This window comes from Streptomyces sp. NPDC020490, assembly GCF_044335305.1.
Classification (GTDB): domain Bacteria; phylum Actinomycetota; class Actinomycetes; order Streptomycetales; family Streptomycetaceae; genus Streptomyces.
On sequence record NZ_JBIRUY010000071.1, the window covers coordinates 1 to 17,496 of the forward strand.

Here is a 17,496-nt window from a genome sequence, read left to right on the forward strand (position 1 = left end):
GTCGACAACCCATCTACCAGGAGCTTCACCTCTTCCGGAACATCACCCCCACGCCAACTGGTCAGCCGCTCAGCCAAGTTGGAAACGGCTCCTTGACGTTGTAGCTGTCCTGCTGGGCGGTCTTCGCCGCGGACTGACACACTTTCCGGCATTCAGCCATGCCTGCACCATCCCGGTTGCTTCCGCTTGGCGTTCAAGCCGACGCTGCGCGATGACCAGCAGCCGCGGATGATCGGCGGAGGCCTAGGACCGGGTCTTCTTCTGCGCTCCGTCGGCTTGGAGCATCATGACGTACACGGAACTGGCTGACCTCCGCCCCCAAAGGCCTTCGGCCCCCGCCCTGTCGGGCGGGGGCCGAAGGCCTTCTCACGTCACTGTCAGTGGTCGTGTGTCATGGCCGCCGTCAGTCCAGCCGCTCAGGACGAACTCTGTCGACCAGACGCACCAATGCTTCCTCCGGGCTCCCGCCGTGGAGGGCGAGAAACGCATCGTAGGCGCCGTACGTCCGGCCCCCCTCGGCGACGAGGAGCACGAGAGGACCGGAGGCCGCCGTGCCCACGGGCGTCAGCTTCTCTCCCGTTCGCTGCTCGTATCCCCTCAGCTTTTCGCCGTTGACGATGCGACTGGCGCGCTCGGCGTTCAGTTCGCAACTGTGCGTCCCTGGATCGAGCGGGTGGCGGGGGTAATCGAAGCCCGTTCCGTTGAATTCCTCGACGAAACGCAGCGCCGTCGGCGAGCAGTGGATTCCCAGTTCATCCCAGACATCCCTGATGTGCTGGACGTCCGCTTCGGAGGCCATCCACCGGACGTCCTCCGCCAGGATGTCCGGCAGCCTTTCCGGCGGTCCTGCCTCGCAAGGGCTATCCGGCCGATCCGTCACGCGTGCCGCCCCCTCCCAGAATTCTTCTGCACCAGCCGCACGACGGGAACGGCGCTCCGTCCGCCGCAGCCATGCAGCCTCGGCACCACCGCCATGTTGAACGCCGCCATCGACTCCTCCTCCGTCACCGCTGGGCGAGTCCCCGTCGGGACACGTCCTCATGGCATTGCGGTGTGCCGTCCACGATCGAGATCCCCCTGGCACGGCGATCGCCGGGGAGCTCGTCACACGCTCTCCCCGGCGATCGCCGCTGTCCGGAAGGTCAGGAGGAGAGACCTCGCCGCTCCTCGGCCCTGCGCAGGCGTTCCGCGAGAGGTATCTGTCCCGGAGGCCTCAGGATGAACTTGTTCTTCATCTCGTCGAAGGCGTCAAGGTAGCAGGACACCCGGTCACCCACCTGGTAGTTGTCGTCGTAGATGTAGAGGACATCGATGAGGCCGTCCCGTGACAGGCCCAGGTCCATGATGACTCCCCAGGGGAAAACCGCTGTGGCCTCTCCCTCGACAACGCTCCCCACGAGGCGCATCTCGGCCTCGGGTACCTCATGGTCGGTCATAGCTCGTCCATCGCTCTCAGCGGATACGAGTTTGAGTACTGGGTACTGCTCCTGCTGACCGGCGCCGGCACCCTCACCCTGATCGGCGCGAACGATCTGCTGATGCTGTTCGCCGCCTACCTGCTCGCCAGTATCCCCGCCTACGCGCTCGCCGCCTTCGCCAAGGACGCCCCGGGCACGGAGGCAGCCCTCAAGTACTACCTGATGGGCGCCCTGCTCGGCACCACCATGCTGGCCGGCACCGCCCTCCTCCACGCGGCCGGCCACGCCACCATCTACCGCGAACTGCGCACGGCCCTGCCCCATGCCGCCTACGGCCTCGTCGCCGTCGGACTCGTCGGCGTGCTCGCCGGCCTGCTGTTCAAGGCCGGGGCCGTCCCGGCGCACTTCTGGGTCCCCGACGTCACCGACGGCGCTCGCACCCCCGTCGCCGCCTACGTCACCACCCTGCCCAAGATCGGCGGCCTGGTCGCCGGCTACCGCCTGCTGCACCAGGCCCTGTCCGGCAGCGACGTCAACTGGCCCCTGCTGCAGCCAGGTCGGCTACCTCCTGATGGCCCTGGCCGTCGCCACTCGCACCGACCTGGCCCAGAAGAGCCTGCTCTTCTATCTCACCGCCTACGCCGCCACCAACCTCGGCGCCTTCGCCGTCGTCACCGAACTCCCCCACGCCCGCACCCTGGACGACTACCGCGGCCTCGCCCGCCGCCATCCCGGCCTTGCCGCCGTCCTCGTCGTCTGCCTCCTCGGACTGGTCGGCACCCCGCCCACCGGCGTCTTCCTCGGCAAACTCGAGATCTTCAGCGCCACCATCGACGGCGGCTTCACCTGGCTCGCCGCCCTCGCCGTCGCCAACACCGTCGCCTCCCTCTTCTACTACCTGCGCTGGCTCGCCCCCCTCTTCGCCACGAGCGGAGCCGCACCCGCCGAGGTCCAGACCGTCCTCGGCCGGTGGGCCGCCGGTGCCGCCTACACCTCCGCTGCGGTCTCCCTGGCCCTCGGCATCGCCGGCGGGACGCTTCTTCCCCTCACCGCAGGTCCCCTCCTGCGCTGACACGCACCCGCCGGCACCCTCCCACTCGGCACCTCTGACCCACGTCGGCACGGGAGATCGGGGCACGGCCGGACCTGGCGGGGCTCCTGTGGGTCAGTGAGTACAGCGCGGGAACACGATGCCGGCTGTACCCTCTGCTACTTCGTGCCCCGTCCGAAGGCGTCCGGCCACCGAGCAGCCACCGGATCGGGTACTCCCGAAGCAGCGGATCCCCGGTCGTTGAGTTGTCCGACTCGGACAGAGCCCCCAATCCACCGGACATCCAGGCCACCGTCGCCTGCCCCTCCGGCCGGAAGGTGTCCCGCCCATCACACTCACCCGACGCGACCTGTCGGGTCCGAACACATACGTACCCAGCTCACGCCCGCCGCGTCACAGCGCCCGCTCGTGCGGACGGTTCCCGCTGTGGTGTGCGCGCACGCCACGGAAGTCCACCCGTGAGACGGCTCCGTCCGCCGTATCATGACGGCACACGGGAAGGAGCACCGTCCATGAGTGTCGACGCGATCACGCACACCGAGTTCCCCGCAGGATACGTGGTGTTCTTCGGCGCCGACGGAAAGATCATCATGACCCCGCAGAGCGAAGAGCACTCCAGCACGATCAAGTCGATGCAGTACGACACGATCCTGTCGCTCGGGCGGCACGCGAAGACACCTTCGGACGTCTACATCAACTTCCCGGCCGACGAGAACTCGGCCCCCGACCTGGCCATCCTGCGCGAGGACGCGCGCAAGGAAGGTAAGCGCTACAGCTTCGACGACGTCCTGCTGATCTCCGAGGTCGTCTCGACCTCATCCGCGCGCAAGGACTACGACGAGTGCACCGCCAAGTACGGGCGTCATGGCATCCCGATCTACCTGATCGTGGACCCGTACGCCCAGGAAGTCGTCCTGCACACCGGGCCCACCGCGAGCGGCTACAGCACGGCTCTCAAGCGCGCGTACGGCACGGGCAAACTCCCCGTCCCCCTTGCCGACGGCCGCACCTTCACCCTGGACCTCGACGAGCTTCCCCGTCCGGAGCCGGAAACCGGCGCTCACTGAGAAGACCCCGGCAGGGCCAGGTCTGACAGGAGCGCGGGCAGGAGGCGTTCCTCCATGACCGTCTTGCCCGCCTCCTCCATCGCGAGGGCCAGTCCGGGGTCCCACGGGCTGGCCGCGGGCGGTCCCGTGAGCAGCGTGGACTTGCCCTCGCCGAGTGCCGCCGTGAAGTCGGCGGCGGTCATCCGCCAGGGGGCGGCGCCGTGACGGGCCACGGCGTCCGCGGTGATGCGCAGGCCGGCCCAGTCGAAGTCGGCGCGCCAGCGCAGCCTAGCTCCCGCGCGCACGGCGTCACCGAGCAGCTTGTGGCAGGCGGCGGACGGGACGCCCTCGGTGCAGACCAGGGCGGCGGCGGTGTCCTGGAGTTCGCCGGCGGCGGCGCGCAGGACGGCCGGGTTCTCGCAGACGAAGAGGGTGCGGGCGGCGGGGACGACAGGGTCGGTGGCGAGCTGGTGGAGGGTGAGCCGGAAGGGGATGCCGAAGTTGGCGGCGTCACGCAGCCAGTCGCAGACGACGGTGTCGCCCCTGGCGCCGATGTTGAGGACGAGGACCTGGCTGGCGAGGTCGTCCGCGATGGCGCCGGCGCTCTCCCACAGGGCGCGCCGCCCGGCCCGGTCACGCGGTACATCCGAGCCGCCGCCGGTGCGCTGGGCGAGGGCCCACAGGACGAGCTGTTCCAGCGGGGCGCCGGGCACGAGGGCCTTGGTGTCGCCGGTGGCCCACTCGGCGAGGACCGGGAGCGGCAGGACGGCGGGGACCCGGTTCGGGAAGCCCGCGGAGCGGTCCCCGTCACCGGTCAGCCTTTCCAGGACACTTACCGCCGCGTCGAGGAGCGGCGCGTCTCCCCGGCGTACGAGGCGGGTGAGGGTGCCGTCGGCGGCGATCCGGTCCAGCCAGGCGGCGAACCAGCCCTGCCCGGCGAGCCGGCTGGAGTGGGCCGACTTCAGGGCGTCGTCGCGGCGCGCTTCCTCTTCGGCCCGTTCGGCGGGCCGGTCCCGCAGCGGCCCGTGGAGACGGCCGAGCGTCTGGAGGAGACCGGTGCCGTAACGTTCGTACAGGTATCCGTCCAGATCACTCAGGGGTACGGCGAGACGCTTGGCGGTCTCGGGCCGGTAGCGGCCGGTGACGCCGATGACGGTGCGGCGCTCGGCCTCGCTGGGGCTCGTGAGCCCGATGTCGCCGTCGAGCGCGCCGCCGGTGCGCTCCAGCCTGCGACGGGCGGCGGCGAGCAGCCGGGTCCATCCCTCGCCCCGCAACTCGTCGTACCCGTGGCCTTCGGGCTGCTCAGTCGACAAGCGCGGCCTCCTCGGGCGTCGGCGTCGGGACGCGCCGGGTACCTGGCGAGCCGAGGGCGGCGATGAGGTCGCCGGTGTCGTCGGCGAGGAGCCGGTCGCCGTCCCAGACGAGCAGCAGCGCGGAGACGGTGTGGTCGACGGCCGTGTGCGCGAGGTCGTAGTGGGCGGCGGCGGACACCGAGGCGTGGGCGGCCCACAGGTCGTAGCCGGTCATGAACAGGTCGAGGTCGAACTGGGCGGCCAGCGACATGAGTTCGCCGCGCCCGGTGTCGTCCACGCCGGCGAAGGCCTCGTCGAGGGCGAGCAGGCGCGGGGCGTGCGGGTGGGCGGAGTTGAGCATGGCGTGTGCGGCGGCGAACAGCGGCAGGTGCAGCGACACGGACTGCTCACCGCCCGACAGCCGGCTGTGCCGGGCGCGGGTGAGCCTCTCCTCGCTCTTGTCGGGGCGTACGAGCTGGAAGGCGAAGAGCCGCCAGCGCCGGTAGTCGAGGACGTCGGCGAGCAGTTCGCGGTAGGGCTGGTCGCGGTGGCGGGCGCGGGCGGTCTTGATCTGCGCGGCGAAGTGCGTGCGCACCCGGGCGAGTCCGTCGGGGCCGAGGCGGGCGGCATCGGCGTCGAGGAGGGCGCAGACGGCACGCTGTTCGTCGTCGAGGTGGTCGGCGAGCAGCCAGCTCACGCCGACCGTCGTCCCCGAGGACATCTGCCGCTTGCGCATGTCGGTGTTCATCCGCCGGATCAGGTCGCGGGCGTCGACGGTGCGGTCGTGGATCTGCTGGGCGAGCCGGGTGAGCAGGGCGTCCTCCAGGATGCGCTGCTCGGACTCGGAGAGCAGTTCGGCCTGGTCACGGCGGTGGGCGGAGATCTTCTGGGCGAATGCGGCGACGGGCAGCGGGCCCTCTTCGTCGGCCACGCGGACGAGGATGACGCCGTCGGAGCCGTCCCATTCGGGCCGGTAGTCCTGCCCCGCGGCGGCGAGTTGCGCCTGGAGGTCGTCCAGGGCCTTGGTCAGGCGGGTGACGGACTGCTTGAGGCTGGTCTCGGTGGGGGTGAGGTCACGGGTCGCGGCCAGGATCGCCTCGTGTACGGCGACCACGGCCGACGGGAGTGCCTCGCCGGTCCAGTCGGCCTCCTGGGCGGGCCAGGCCAGACCCGGCGGGCAGCGCAGGATGTCGAGGAGTTCCCGGGCGGCGTACGGGCGCAGGGAGCGGGCTGTGTCCTTCTCCTCCGCCGCGGCGACCGCCCCGGCCTCGGCGGCAGCCATACGGCGAGCCTCGGCCGCGGCGGTGCCCGCGATCGCGGCGTGCTGGGCGGTGCGGGCCGCCTCGGCCTCGCGCACCAGGGCGTCGATGCCGTCCTCGGTCTCCTGCACCTGGCGCATCACCTCCTGTGCCTCGGCGCCGACGGCATCCTGGAGGGCCTCGAGTCCCGCGGCCTCCTCCGCGTGCCGGCGGCGCGCCGCGCGCTCGGTGTCCGCCGCCGCCGCCTCGTCCTCGGCGGCGGCGGTGAGCCGGTCGGCGGCTGCCTGTGAGGCATCGGTCTGGCGGGCGTGCTCGCGGCGGCGGGCGGCCAGTTCACGGACCGCCGTCTCGAAGGCGCGGGTGGCGGTCTCGACGGCGTCGACGCGCTCGGTCTCGATGGTGTGCTCGGCCGCTGTGCGGCGCAGGGCACGCTCGGCGACCGAGCAGGCGGCCACGCTCTCGTCGTACGAGCCCTGTGCCGCGTCGGCGGCGTCACGGGTGGCGCGCAGCCGCGCCGCGGCCCGGTCGAGCTCGCGCAGCGCCGCGGTGATGCCGGTGGTGCGGGGCAGGGCGGCGCGGGCGGCGGCGTACCCGTCGAGGGCGGCTTCCGTACGGGCCTGGGCGTGCGCCAACTCGTCCTGCTGAGCCAGGAGTTCGGCCAGAAGCGTCTCGCACGCGGCGATCCGGGCGGCGCGCCGACGGGCGCGGGCGGTGGCGCCGACGTACTCGGCGAGCTCCTTGGTGTGGGCGCCGACCAGGACACCGGCCGCGTACCGGCCGTCGGGGCCGATCTGCGGTATCCCGGCGCCGGGGTCGCCGGTGACGGCGACGGAGCGCAGGACGGCGGTGATGCGGGCGGCCGGGATCGCAGCGTCGCCCTCGGGGACCTCGGGTCGCAGGAGATCGGCGAGGCTCGGGCCGTTCACCGGGGCCCCGGCCCGGAGGTATCCCTCGCTGTGCCCGGCCGCCACGGGGGTGTCCTCGGCGGTGACAAGTGCGTCGAGGAAGCCCGACGCTTCCAACGCCGCTTCCAAATAGGCTCGTTGACGATCCGTCAGCTCGTCATCGAAGTCGACGAGCCGCCACAGCGGAACCCCGTCCCCCGGTGACCGGTCTGCGGTGCGGCCACGGGCCGGCGGCGGGGCGTCGTCGTGCTCGGCGGCGATCCGGTCGCGTTCGGCTCCGGTCTCGGCGCGGCGGCGCTCGACATCCGTGTGCCGGGCGCGCAGGGCGGCGAGGGTGTCGCGCAGGTCCTGTACGGCGGGGGCGGTGGACTCGGTGAAGGCGTCGGCGAGCGTGACCGCGTCGGCCTCGCCGGTGAGTTCGAGGGCTTCGGCGAGCCGGCGGGCATCCTCCTCGGCCAGCAGCGTGCCGTGTGCTTCCGTCCACCGGCCGAGCGCTGTGCGGGCCTCTTCACGGACGGATTCGAGGGCCGCCTCGGCAACCGTCTCTGCGGTTTCGGCCGCGGCGACGGCCTCCTGCGCGCGGTCGAGGGAGACCCGGGCGAGGTCGCGGGTCTGCTCGGCCCCGCGTGCCGCCTGCTGGGCGGCGCGCACGGCCCGGACGCCCTCGTGGCGGGCGGCGGCGAGCGCGGCGGAGCGTTCGGCGAGCCGGGCGGGCTCGGCGTCGGCCGGGGTCCAGGGCAGGCCGGCGGTGTGGGCGTGGTCGGCGACGGTGGCGGCATCGCCGGAGACGGCGGCGTCGAGTTCGGCGGCGATCCGGGCGGCGTGTTCGGCCTCGGCGCGGGCGCGGCCGGTGGCTGTCGTACGGCGCTCACGCTCGGCGGTGGCCTGCCGGGCGGTCTGCTCGCAGGTACGCACCAGCCGCTCCAGGTCGGCCAGTTGCTCGACTGCCTGGTAAGCGGCGGAGGAGCGGAGCTGGTCCAGGCGGGCACGCTGGGCGGCGAGCGAGGCGTCGGCCGACTCGGCGCGCGTCTCCGCGGCGGCCTGCGCCTCGCGGGCCGCCGTCAGGTCCGCTGCGGCGGTGCGCAGGGCGGCGGCGCGCTCGGCGGTCTCGGCGCGGCGGGCGGTGAGCCGGTCCGCGGCGGCGCGGGCGTGGACCCGCAGATAGGTGGAGTAGCTCGCGAGGAAGGCGCGGGTGGCGTCGTCGGCGGCGGCCAGGCCCTCCAGGGTGCGCTGCACGGACTCCATGTCGTCGAAGGAGCGGGCCGCCTCGGCGATCAGTTCGTCGTCGAGCGGGCGCAGACCCGCGGTGAGGGTGTCGGAGAGCTTGGCCGGGTCGAGGTTCTTGGCGAGCTGCGGGCGGCGCAACGTGAGGATCAGGGTGAGCAGTTGCTCGTACCGCTCCGGGCCGAGGCCGAACAGGCGCTGGTCGACGGCGGCGCGGTAGTCGGCCGTGGAGGCGATCAGCTCGCGTCCGAGTTCGGCGGCGAGCTGCTTCCTCGTCATCGGCCGGTCGTCGTGGGTGAGGAGGGAGAAGTCCTCGCCGACGCGGCCTTCGGCGACGAAGTGCCAGCGAGCGGGTGTGTCGCGGTGCCGCTGGGCGTGCAGCCCGATGCCGCAGGTGACGGTCTCGCCCGTCTCCCGGTGGGTGAACTCGATCCAGACGTAGCCGAGCGCGCTGTCCTGCCCACGGAAGAGCAGGTTCGACTTCATGGTGCGGTCCTCGGCAGCGAACGGGTTGAGCCGCTTGGGGTCGATACGGCCGTCGAGGACGAACGGGAAGAGGACTTCGAGGGCCTTGGTCTTGCCCGATCCGTTGGGGCCGCGCAGCACCAGCCAGCCGCCCGCGAAGGAGAACTCCTCGTCCCGGTAGTCCCACAGGTTGATGATCCCGGCGCGGGTGGGGACGTAGCGGGCTGAGGGGGTGGGGGCCTGGGTGGGAGCGGAGGTGGTCACGGGGTCGGGTCCTTGGCGGTCTCGTTGACTGTGTCGGCGGCGGGGTCGTCGGCGAACAGGGCGGTCTGGGCGGGCGGTTGTGCTGCCGTACGGGTCTTCACACGGGCCGTGACCCCCCGGTACCGGGCCAGCAGAGGCAGCGCGAGGGCCCCGCCGTCGACCCGGGTGATCAGCGACATCGCGGCCAGCAGGTCGAGCGCCTGGCCGAGCAGCCGGTCCGGGTCGCCGCGCAGGTCGGCGGCGAAACCCGCGCCGTACTCGGCGGTGATCTCCTTGAGCCTGCCCCGGAGCCAGGAGTCGGTGACGAAGGGGTACCGGGTCTCCCCCGGCGCCTCCCCCTCGTCACCGGACGCCTCGTACGCCGACTCCTCGTCCGGCTCGGCGAGTCCGGCGACCAGCCCTCGCGACGGGAGGGCCGCGTCGATGCGCCGGGCACGGGCCGCGAGACGTTCGGCGGCGGTGGGCGCGGGCAGCAGTTCGAGGGCGTGCCGTCCGGAGCGTTGGACGGCGGCGCTGATCCGGGCGGCGAGGAGCAGCGCGGCCTGCGCGACGGTTCCGCCGCCGGGGAAGCGGAGGTCGGAGAGTCTGCCGGAGGTGTCGATGAGCGCCACCCCCTCGGCCCGCCGCTCCACCGTCAGCCCGGTCAGCCGCTCCAGGTCCTCGGCGAGGGCGGGGGCCCGCAGCTGACCCAGGAGTTCGCTGTCGGCGTCGGCGTAGTAGGCGACCGGGTTCTCCAGCACCAGCCGACGGGCGCGGCGGGCCTGGTCACGGCGCTGGGCGGCACGACCCGCGGACATGCCCAGCACGCCGGAGGAGTCCAGCAGCGCGGTGACCGAGGTCAGGTGCTGGAGCACGCGGGTCGGGTGGTGGACGGCGAGGAGGATCTCGCGGTCGATGTCGTAGAGGGCCTCGGCACGCTCGGGATCGCCGGCCCACGCGGTGGCGGAGCCGTCGGCGAGGGTGAGCGCCCCGCGTTCGGTGAGCCAGGTGACGGCGTCGACGAAGGCGTCCCGGTCGGGCTTGCGGGCGGTGTCGAGCCCGAGCCCGTCGATGCGTACGGCGTCGGCGGCGACCGCGTCGGCCAGCTCACCCAGCGCCACCTGCGCACCGTGGCGGCCGAGGGCCGCGAGAGTGAGGACGAGGTAGGCGTAGCGGCGGCGGTCGAAAGCGCGTCCCGCGCGGGTGAGGGCCGGGCGAGTGGCGTCCAGGCCATCCTGGGCGCGCTGGAGGCGGGCGGTGTCGGCGGTGGTCACGAGCCGGTAGCCGAGCACCTCCATCAGGTCGGTGCGCAGCTGATCGGCCCAGCGGCGCACGGTCGCCAGCGCCGCCCTGTCCGGGTATCCGGACGTGATCAGCGGGTGCCGCAGGACGAGCCGTACCGCCTTCTGGTAGTCGGCGAGTTCGAGCAGCGAGACGCCTTCGGCGACACGGCTCATACGGTGACCTCCAGGCGCAGCCCGTCAAGATGGAGACGGCCGCGCACGGTGTCGACGGTGGTGGAGCCCTCGGCGGGGGTGAGGGTGAGCCGTACCCCGTGGGCGGAGCCGGAGGCGGCGGTGACCCGGCGGCTGGCGGGGACGCGGGCGGCGAGCGCCACGTCGAGGAGGGCGAGCAGGGCGCGCGTCTCGGGCTCGTCGAGGGTCCGGCCGTACACGCCGTCCGAGGCGAGGGAGTTCGCGGCGCCCCGCCGCTCGGCCTGCTCCTTGAGCTGCTCGGCGCGGAGCAACGCCCGCCGGTCGTCGTCGCGTTCGATGCGGCCGGGGCCGTGCAGGGCGGGGGTGCGGCCGGACTGGACGAGGGTGCGGGCGAGTTCGACCGGCTCGGCATCCCACCAGGAGGTACGACCCGGGATCTGCTCGGGGTCGGCGTAGGGCACGGCGATGTGGCGGGGCGCGCCGAGTCCGAAGACGGCCTGGAACAGGACGTGCGCGTCCTCGTCGCTCTCGCAGGAGGTGAACCACTGTGCGAGGTGGCGCAGTTGGCTCTCCCGGCTCACCCCGCCCCGACGGGCCTCGGTGACGCGGCGCAGCAGGGCGAGGACGGAGCGGATCGCGGTGACGGTGGCGTCCTGCAGCCGCTCGGTCTCGCTGTGCTCGCGCTCCGCGAACCAGTGGACGATGCCGTCCCACCGGTGCCGCCAGTCCGCGAGGCGCTCGGCGGGACTACGGAAGAGCCGATCGTCGGCCTCGGCCGCGAACTCGATCATTCGGTCCACGCCGGTGGCCGCGGCCTTCTCGACCGCCTCGGCGAGCAGTGGGGCGTAGCGCGCGAGCTCGGCGGTGAACTCCCGCATGTGCGCGAGGAGCGTGTCCTTGTGGGCGAGGAACACCTCGGGCCGCGTGTCGTTGGTGCGCGCCAGGTCGCCCAGCATGAGGTAGAAGCGGGCGGCGCGCTGCGCCATCTCGTTCAGCACGGAGTCGAGACGGCCGAGCTTGCGGTACACCTCCTCGCCGTCGCCCGCGGTGTTGGCGTCGGCCAGCGCGCGCAGGTCACCGAGGATGTCGGGGAAGACGAGGCGGGAGAGCTGGGCGTCCTCCAGGCTCGCCCCGAGCACGTCCTCCACGGCCCGGTAGGCCCGGTATCCGGCCTGGGTGAACTGGTACACGTAGTGCCGGTTGCGGTACTCGGCGAGGTTCGCGGCGCGCGTCCCGTCGTACGACCGGTCCAGCACATGCCACTCCGCGAGCGCGTCGAGCAACGGCTGCACACCGGCCGACCCACCGACGGCGCCCGCGGCCGGGTGGTCGACGGCGAGCCGCTCCAGCAGGCCCACCGCGTCCGAGGCGTGCAGCAGCACCTGGTAGTTGGCGCGTCCGCGGTCGAAGGCCCGCAGCAGCCACAGGTACTCGTGGCGCTTCTCGGCGGCGGCGAAGTGGAACAGCCGCAGCCGGTCGTCGAGGGAGAAAGCGTCGATACCGAACGCGGCATCGTCGACGGGGTCCGCGGCCTGAGGCTCCGGGGAGTCCGAGCCCGACGCGGGGGTCAGGCCGAGGTCCAGGGCATCGGGCTCGTCGCTCATGGGTCTGACGGCTTCCTGGCTGCGGCTGGGCACGTGTTCGCTCGCCCCGGCCGTGCGGGCGGGGCTCCGGACCAGTCTGCCGCACTCCTACCGGTGCGGGTAACCCGCTCTTCGCTTCATACCACCTGTGGTATTTTGCGCCCCCTCGCGCCCCGTGGAAGCGCACTGGCCCCGGTCTTCGGAGCATGGACACCGACCGGGGTATTCATTGAAGCCGTTTCATCTTGAAGTTGCTGGTCGCGGGGCTGGTGTGGGTTGGGTGGGGGCTGCTCGTGCTGGTCGTGGGTGTGATCGTTAGCAGGTGATCGTCTGCCCGTGGGGCCGATTTGCCGGAACCACGCACCGCGGTCGTCTTCGGCGCCTACTGTCCGCAGGACTTGGGCAGTTCGCGGGTGGGAGGGATCTGCTGGTGGCCGAGGTGCTGACGTGGGTGATGCAGCGGCGCATCGTGCTGGCCGATCGCGCCGAGCAATTGCGCAAGGAGCTGGCGGAAATCGACGCGGAGGTGGCCCGGCTGGAGGCGGCCGAGGTGGTGATCGGCCAGTTCATCGAGGCCGAACGCGCGGGTGAGGCGGACGACCCGCACCTGGACGCGGAGCTGGAGCGCGTCACCGCGGCGCCCGGGTCGGGCGGGATGCTGCTGGTCCCGCGCTGCGAGGACGGCATGGACGTGGACGCACTGCCGGAGGATTACCAGGCGATCGTTGAGGTGGTGGCCGGTGCGACGGAGCCGGTCAAGGCCGGTGAGGTCAGTGTCGCTCTGGGCAAGGGGACGCTGCCCGGACAGGCCGAGGCGGTGCGGGCGAAGCTGAAGCGGCTGTCCGGGCGGGGCTGGCTACACCGCACCCCGGCGGGCCGTTACTCGCTCCGGTAGCACTGGCCGGATCATGGCGTAACCAGCGTGCCCCCAACGGAAGTTGAGGCGTCCGTGCGAACAGATACCCGCCCCGCCGAGGGCCCGGACCCGCTTGTCCACCAGTGCCGCCTGCCGCTGTCGAGTGCCACCCTGGACCTGGTCGCCGGACTCGTCCGCGGCTGTCTGAAAAAGATCCGTTCCCGCTGGCGCAAGCTACCGCCCGGCCGTATCGCCCTTCTCGTCCTCGCCGTGCTCCGCCATGACCAGCGCCTGGCGGACATCGCCGGCGCCAACGCCGTCTCCGCCTCCACCGTGCGCCGCCGACTGCTGGAGGTCATCGGACTGCTCGCCGCGCGTGCCCCGCGCCTGGACCGCGCCCTGAAGAAAATCGCCCGGAAGGGTGGCGTCGTCGTGCTCCTCGACGGCACCCCGGTCCGCACCCGCAGACGCACCGGGGACGAGAACCGGCCGAACTACAGCCAAGGCCCACGGCCTGCTGTTCCTCGCTCTCACCGACGAGGCGGGCAACCTGGTCTGGATCTCGGCCGCGAAGCCGGGCCGCTCCAGCGAGATCACCACAGCCCGCCACAACAAGATCACCGCCCACCTGCGGGAGGCCGGCCTCGGCGCCCTGGCGGACCTCGGCTTCGTCGGCCTGGACGACGACCCCGACGACCCCGTGATCGTCACCGGCCGCAAGGCAACCCGCGGCCATCCGCTCACCGCCGCCCAGAAGGAAGCGAACCGCCTGGTCAGCCGCGAGCGCGCCGCCAACGAGCACGGCTTCGCCGACCTGACCTGAAGAACTGGCGGATTCTGACCAAGGTCCGCATGAACACCCGATACGCCACCACGCTGCTGCGGGCCCTGCTCGTGCTGACAAACGCCGAGGTCCAGCGCTGACAGACGATCACCTACACACGATCACGCCACCGATCGGCACGAGCACCCCATCCCCACCTCACACCAGCCCCATGACCTGCAACTTAAGGTTGAAAACCTCTCAATGCCAGGACGGCACCGCCCGATTGCGGCGTTGTTGTCCCGCTCGCCTTCGGCACGGGCTCGGAGGATGGTTCACCCTGGCCGGACAGCGAGGTTCCTAGATCTCCGGCAATGTTCTCCAGCGACTTGGCTTCTACGATCCACTCCAGTCCTCCGACCTCGCTTTCCTACCTCCTCCTGGGCGGCAGCGCACCCAGGAGGAGGTAGGTCACGCCGACGCGCACATCCGGGACAGCGGACGCAATGGCGACACAGGCGGGGATCATCGAGGTCGTGTCGCGTGACATGACCCTGGCCTCGAAGTAGGAGGAGTGGAAAGTGTCCAGTTGACGCCTCAGCTTTCGTGGGCGCTGAATGTGGGCCACCACCTCGATGTACGTGGGCTCGAACGCGGTGGTTGCGTCATCGGGCTCGGGAGCCCCGGCGGATTCGGCGCGCCGGGTACTGGACTGTGGCGGCGAGAAGGGGACGCGGCGCTTGGGCACCAGGTCCGGGCCGGCGATGCCATCGACGGTCATGCGGAACTGGGAGAGGTCACACCATCGGATCGTGTGCTGTGCGTCCTCGATACCAACCCTGACGTGCCGGGAGAGGTCACGGCCCTCGCAGGCGACAAGCAGCGTGTGACCGCGGCGTTCGGTCATGTTCCGGGCCAGCATGGTGTCGGGACCGAACACCCACTCCACGTGGGTGCGGCTGATGGCCGCGCCCTTGCCTGGAAGGCGGTACGTGAGCCCGAGGAGGCCGGGCGCCCCATGGAACTCGGCTTCGGCCTGCAGGCCCTGGCGACGGAGCCACCCGTCGAAGGCACGCTTGATCAAGCGGTGGTCGGCGCTGCCGGCACCGTTTCGAGTGCGATGGCAGCGCACCGGCGGGTGGTGAGCAAAGAGCCTTCGCCAACTTGAAGTTGCTGGTCAAAGGGCTGGCGTGATCGGTGCTCCGAGTGCTCATGCTGGTCTCGGGCAGGAGTCATCGGTGAAGATCATCCGTCAGCGGTTGATTTCGATGTTCGTCAGGACGAGCAGGGCACGCAGGAGCTGGATGGCGCGGGCGGGGTCGGTGTTGCAGCCTCGATTGGCCAGGCGGTCCTCTCGGCCCCAGAACCAGGCACCGGCTGTCGGTCTGCTGGTGACGGTCGATAGTCTTTCGCTATGTCTGAGCGTGTTGTCCCGGGCCAGGCAGATGGTCTGGTCACTTTGGCCGCCGCGGACAATGTGTGGGCCAGCCTGACGGCCGGTAGCGCGGTACCGACGACTTCTGCGGTATTCACCTGCTTTCCTTGTGATTCCCGGCCGGGTCGATACGTCTTGCTCGGTGCCTGTGTGGTGGAGCTGGCCAGGACGGGCGACGGCCTGTGGAGAGTTCCGGAGGCCGAGGTGCGCCGGGCGGCGGCGGCATGGAACGCGGTGGAGATGGACGCCCTGGACCTGGTCCGTATCGGTCCGTTCCGTGGTCTGCCAGAGCAGGAACGCACGGGTGGAACGCTGTGTGGGTGGCGTCGGCGCATCAGCTGGGAACTGCGAGGGGCAGATCATCCCGGGCGGCAGGACGGCCATGAGCCCGGACCGTGGTCTCATCTGGCGGGGGTCGACTGGCGGCGGCTGCTGGTGCAGCTGTCCCGTGACGGGGCGGAGCGGTCGTGGTGGCTTCCGCGGGCCGTGGTCAGGCTGCTGGACACGGCCGAGCACACCGAGAACCAGTGGCTGCACACCACGCGGTCCCGCACGGCGGACAACTCTGTTGCCGGACAGCACCGCCGTGATCCCCGAGCTACCGACAGCCAGTCCGGGACGGGCGTGGACGGCCCAGCCATCCCGCAGCGCCCGTATACAGGGGAGCTGCGGGGTCAGTTGTACTCGGTGCTGAGCCGCAAGCCTGGTATGTCCCGCCAGGTGGCCGGGTGGGTATGCGCCGTCTGCGACACGGCGCCGGCCGCTGTGCTGGATCACTGCCACGAACACGGCTACGTCCGCGCCCCGGTCTGCCCGTCCTGCAACACCCTGGAGCGCCCCGACCACCTCTACGACAACGACATCCGCGTCGCCAGCCGCTACCAGCGCCTCTTCAACACCGACGCGGTCGGCTGGCTGCGCCACTGGCACCGCTGTCCGGGCTGCCGCACCCGCACCACCCTGCCTCTGCCTCACCTCGCCGCATGGACCGCCCACACAGCCACCCGCACTCTGCGCCCCACCCACCCCGGCTCCCGCGGGCGGAAGCCCTGCGGAGTGCTGCGCGTCTCATGGACGGGCAGCCAGAACACACCCCGCTCCTGCCTGCTCAGCGTCTCCGTCGACTTCTGCCCCTCCGGGGAGCACCGCGTCCTGGCACGGGTGCCCTACCGGGAAGCAGTCGAGCAGTTCCGTACCTGGCTGGCCGAGACCGCCCCCGCTGTGGCGGCCGCAGCCGGTCCCGACCGCCTGGACGGCCTCCCTTCCGAACCCCGGCCCGTCATCGCCGACACCAACGGCGAAGGCCAGGCGCTCTTCTGACCGAACACCAGCAAACCGGCTTCACAGGCCGCCGGACCGCATCCGGCGGCCTGTACTCCGAGCTCGCAAGGAACCGGCAGCCGTCAGGTGGAGCCATTGATGCGGCTGCGGGGTGTGATGCCATGGACAGCGAGGATGTTCCAGACGCTGGTTGCGCTCTGGCCAGTGCATTCGGCAATCCGGCCCACAGGCTCGCCGTTCGCATAGGCATCCAAGACGGCCTCGGCCAGCTTCCGGCGGACGGTATGAACCGCCCCGGGTTCGGTAGAGACTTCAGATTGTGGTTGTGAGCTGGGGTTTTGTGAGTTCTGTGTAGTAGTTGGTCTCGTACTCGACGGGTGGGACGTGGCCTATCTCACCGTGAAGTCGTCGATGGCAGTACCAGTCGATCCATTCGGCGGTGGCCAGCTCGACCTGGGAGAGGGTCTTCCAGGGCCGCCGCGGCTTGATCAACTCGGTCTTGAACAGGCCGATCGTGCTCTCCATCAGGGCGTTGTCGTACGCATCTCCGACGGAGCCGATCGAGGCCGCGATGCCGGCCGCGTCCAGGTGTTCGGCCAGCTTGAAACTGGTGTACTGGCTGCCCGCGTCGCTGTGATGTATCAACTCGCCGCGGACATAGGGATATTCATCGCGGTCGCGCTGCCACAGTGCCATCTCCAGAGCGTCCAGGACGAGTTGGGTCTCCTTCGATGTCGCGGCGGACCAGCCGACGATCCGGCGGGAGAAGGTGTCCACCACGAACGCCACGTAGACCACCCCGGCCCAGGTCGCCACGTGCGTGAAATCCGCGACCCAGCAGCGGTCCGGTGCGGCGGCGACGAAGTCGCGGTCCACCCGGTCCGGCGCCCGCTCGGCCTGCCGGTCCGGGATCGTGGTGATGACCCTCTTGCCGCGGACGACGCCGGCGATGCCCAGCTCGTGCATCAGCCGTTCGACGGTGCAGCGAGCCGCCGTGTGACCCTGCCGGCTCAGCTCCCGCCAGATCTTCCGGGCCCCGTAGACGCGGTAGTTGTCGGTGTGGACCTGGCGGATCAGCTCCTTGAGTTCCGCGTCCCGCACGGCACGGGCAGACGGGGCAGCCAGGCGTTTCTTGTGGGCGTAATAGGTGGAAGGGGCGATCTTGCAGTCGTGCCCGGTGAGGGTTCTGCAGATCGGCTCGACGCCGCCGAAGCGGTCCCGGTGCTCGTCGATGAACGC

12 protein-coding genes and 1 pseudogene are annotated in these 17,496 nt (G+C 71.3%); 5 read left to right on the forward strand and 8 right to left on the reverse strand.

Going from position 1 to position 17,496, the window contains the following annotated elements:
* Positions 1–403: 403 nt before the first annotated feature.
* Together ACH4ZX_RS39340 and ACH4ZX_RS39345 are read right to left on the reverse strand one after the other, a co-directional pair.
* Positions 404–799 carry an SUKH-3 domain-containing protein gene (locus tag ACH4ZX_RS39340; RefSeq protein ID WP_398283585.1) on the reverse strand — a complete coding sequence of 132 codons (396 nt, stop codon included), beginning with the start codon at positions 797–799 and terminating at the stop codon, positions 404–406.
* A 343-nt stretch (positions 800–1,142) separates the two neighbouring features.
* Positions 1,143–1,436, reverse strand: coding sequence for a hypothetical protein (locus ACH4ZX_RS39345; RefSeq protein ID WP_398283587.1), 294 nt, complete (start codon positions 1,434–1,436; stop codon positions 1,143–1,145).
* Positions 1,437–1,463: 27 nt separating this feature from the next.
* Between ACH4ZX_RS39345 and ACH4ZX_RS39350 the strand changes: the two are divergent.
* Both ACH4ZX_RS39350 and ACH4ZX_RS39355 read left to right on the forward strand, forming a co-directional pair.
* Positions 1,464–2,490 (forward strand): annotated as a pseudogene (locus ACH4ZX_RS39350) (NADH-quinone oxidoreductase subunit N); the annotation flags it as partial.
* Between the two features lie 491 nt (positions 2,491–2,981).
* Positions 2,982–3,536: a Uma2 family endonuclease gene (locus ACH4ZX_RS39355; RefSeq protein WP_398283589.1), complete on the forward strand. Its 555-nt coding sequence runs from the start codon at positions 2,982–2,984 to the stop codon at positions 3,534–3,536.
* Here ACH4ZX_RS39355 and ACH4ZX_RS39360 read toward each other — a convergent pair.
* The 4 genes from ACH4ZX_RS39360 to ACH4ZX_RS39375 are packed head-to-tail and all read right to left on the reverse strand — an operon-like array spanning position 3,530 to position 11,943.
* Positions 3,530–4,828, reverse strand: coding sequence for a TIGR02679 family protein (locus ACH4ZX_RS39360; protein ID WP_398283591.1), 1,299 nt, complete (start codon positions 4,826–4,828; stop codon positions 3,530–3,532). The two genes, ACH4ZX_RS39355 and ACH4ZX_RS39360, sit on opposite strands and share 7 nt — an antisense overlap.
* Positions 4,818–8,924, reverse strand: coding sequence for a TIGR02680 family protein (locus tag ACH4ZX_RS39365; protein ID WP_398283593.1), 4,107 nt, complete (start codon positions 8,922–8,924; stop codon positions 4,818–4,820). Before ACH4ZX_RS39365 ends, ACH4ZX_RS39360 begins: the two co-directional genes overlap by 11 nt.
* Positions 8,921–10,360: a TIGR02678 family protein gene (locus ACH4ZX_RS39370; protein ID WP_398283595.1), complete on the reverse strand. Its 1,440-nt coding sequence runs from the start codon at positions 10,358–10,360 to the stop codon at positions 8,921–8,923. The genes ACH4ZX_RS39365 and ACH4ZX_RS39370 overlap by 4 nt, the downstream gene beginning before the upstream one ends.
* The gene (locus tag ACH4ZX_RS39375; protein WP_398283597.1) at positions 10,357–11,943 is read right to left on the reverse strand and encodes a TIGR02677 family protein; all 1,587 of its coding nucleotides are present in this window, start codon (positions 11,941–11,943) and stop codon (positions 10,357–10,359) included. Before ACH4ZX_RS39375 ends, ACH4ZX_RS39370 begins: the two co-directional genes overlap by 4 nt.
* A gap of 409 nt (positions 11,944–12,352) precedes the next feature.
* Between ACH4ZX_RS39375 and ACH4ZX_RS39380 the strand changes: the two genes are divergently transcribed.
* The gene (locus tag ACH4ZX_RS39380; protein WP_398283599.1) at positions 12,353–12,817 is read left to right on the forward strand and encodes a hypothetical protein; all 465 of its coding nucleotides are present in this window, start codon (positions 12,353–12,355) and stop codon (positions 12,815–12,817) included.
* Between the two features lie 382 nt (positions 12,818–13,199).
* A complete protein-coding gene (locus ACH4ZX_RS39385) occupies positions 13,200–13,601 on the forward strand; it encodes a transposase family protein (RefSeq protein ID WP_398283601.1) in 402 nt (133 codons plus the stop codon).
* A gap of 370 nt (positions 13,602–13,971) precedes the next feature.
* Here ACH4ZX_RS39385 and ACH4ZX_RS39390 read toward each other — a convergent pair whose 3' ends face one another.
* Positions 13,972–14,625, reverse strand: a complete 654-nt coding sequence (locus ACH4ZX_RS39390; RefSeq protein WP_398283603.1) for a hypothetical protein — start codon at positions 14,623–14,625, stop codon at positions 13,972–13,974.
* A 501-nt stretch (positions 14,626–15,126) separates the two neighbouring features.
* Between ACH4ZX_RS39390 and ACH4ZX_RS39395 the strand changes: the two genes are divergently transcribed.
* Entirely contained in the window at positions 15,127–16,296 is a 1,170-nt protein-coding gene (locus tag ACH4ZX_RS39395; RefSeq protein WP_398283605.1) for an endonuclease domain-containing protein, read from the forward strand.
* Positions 16,297–16,569: 273 nt separating this feature from the next.
* Here the strand turns inward: ACH4ZX_RS39395 and ACH4ZX_RS39400 are convergent.
* Positions 16,570–17,496, reverse strand: a 927-nt coding sequence (locus ACH4ZX_RS39400) for an IS3 family transposase (protein ID WP_398283607.1), incomplete at its 5' end; no start/stop codon positions are given.